Source organism: Rhizobium centroccidentale (genome assembly GCF_030182565.1).
Lineage (GTDB): Bacteria > Pseudomonadota > Alphaproteobacteria > Rhizobiales > Rhizobiaceae > Rhizobium.
The window spans coordinates 1-1,418 of sequence record NZ_JAQJCG010000057.1; the positions used below are offsets into that span (position 1 = coordinate 1).

At 61.8% G+C, this 1,418-nt stretch carries 1 protein-coding gene; it reads left to right on the plus strand.

Going from position 1 to position 1,418, the window contains the following annotated elements; genetic code table 11:
- The first annotated feature begins 122 nt into the window (after positions 1-122).
- Positions 123-1,157, plus strand: coding sequence for an IS110 family RNA-guided transposase (locus PH562_RS30605; RefSeq protein ID WP_285177637.1), 1,035 nt, complete (start codon positions 123-125; stop codon positions 1,155-1,157).
- Positions 1,158-1,418 lie beyond the last annotated feature (261 nt).

A 1,418-nucleotide genomic window follows, 5' to 3' on the forward strand; every position in this document is an offset into this window, starting at 1 on the left:
AGCTAGATGGCGTAACGGGCGGAGCCCGCCAGCCAGGTTTGTGGGTCTGGTGGTCGTCCCTCACAATGATGGTGTCGCGGAGTCAGGAAGGGCCTGCTCCATAGCATCGCGGAGAGACGACCATGAAGCAGTATGCCGGCATCGATGTATCATTGGAATACTCAAGTGTGTGCGTAGTGGATGCGGATGGCCGCATTGTGCGTGAAGCAAAGGTACTGAGCGAGCCCGAAGCGCTGATTGCCTGGTTTTGCGAGCACGGCGTGGCGATGGAGCGGATCGGTCTGGAGGCCGGCCCGTTGTCGCAGTGGCTGCATGCCGGCATGACGAGGGCGGGCCTGGCAGTCGAGCTGATCGAGACGCGCCACGTGCGTGCGGCCTTCAAGACGATGCCAGTGAAGACCGACAAGAAGGACGCGCGGGGCATTGCGCAGTTGATGCGGCTTGGCTGGTTCAGGCCAGTCCACTGCAAATCGCTTCCGGCCCAGGAGGTGCGTGCGCTGCTGACCGCACGCAAGCTCATCCAAGGAAAACTTCACGACATCGAGATGAGCCTCCGGGGCATTCTGCGTGGTTTCGGCCTCAAGGTCGGGCCGACCACGCGGCACACCTATGCGGCACGGATCCGCGAGCTGATTGAAGGTCATCCGACCTTGGAGGCGATCACCTTTTCACTGTTGAAGGTGCGCGACGCGCTTATGGACGAATTTGCAGGTTTCGAACGAAGGCTGCGTGGTATGGCCCGTCAGGACGATAATGCGCGGCGGCTCATGACGACACCCGGCGTTGGCGTTCTGGTGGCGTTGACATTTGTGTCGGCCGTTGACGCGCCTGAGCGCTTCCGATCATCCCGAGCGGTGGGGCCGCACTTCGGATTGACGCCGAAGAAGTATCAATCGGGCGAAACCGATTACACTGGTCGCATCTCGAAGATCGGCGATGTCGGCGTACGAACCGCGCTCTACGAGGCGGCCAACGTTATTTTGACCCGGCCGGTCAAAGGCTCGGATCTGAAGACTTGGGCGCTGGCGGTCGCCAGACGTGCGGGTCCCAGAAAGGCGCGGGTCGCATTGGCCCGTAAGCTGGCGGTGGTGTTGCACCACATGCTCAGGGACGGAACCAACTTCATTCCCCACAAGGCGGCAGCAACGACCGCCTGAGCCGGAAGGAGACAGCAAGACAGGCTTTCGGACGGGCACAGCCATCAGCCCACCGGAGCAAGGTCCCTTCGCCGGGACGATGGAGCGGATAGGCCGCTGAACCGCACGCAGCACAACGGTGACTGCGCCCCTCTAGATTGGCCAGCCGGTCCTCAGCAGACCCCATAACGCAGCGGCTCAGCGTCGACTGCGGACAGAAGCAAGCACTCGGCGAGGGATTAAGCTCAAAAGGGATTGACTCGGGAAGGCCCGTTACAGAAG

What these genes read in the sequence shown, in the direction of transcription:
- PH562_RS30605 (WP_285177637.1), top strand. Translation starts at nt 123, where the DNA reads ATGAAGCAGTATGCCGGCATCGATGTATCATTGGAATACTCAAGTGTG.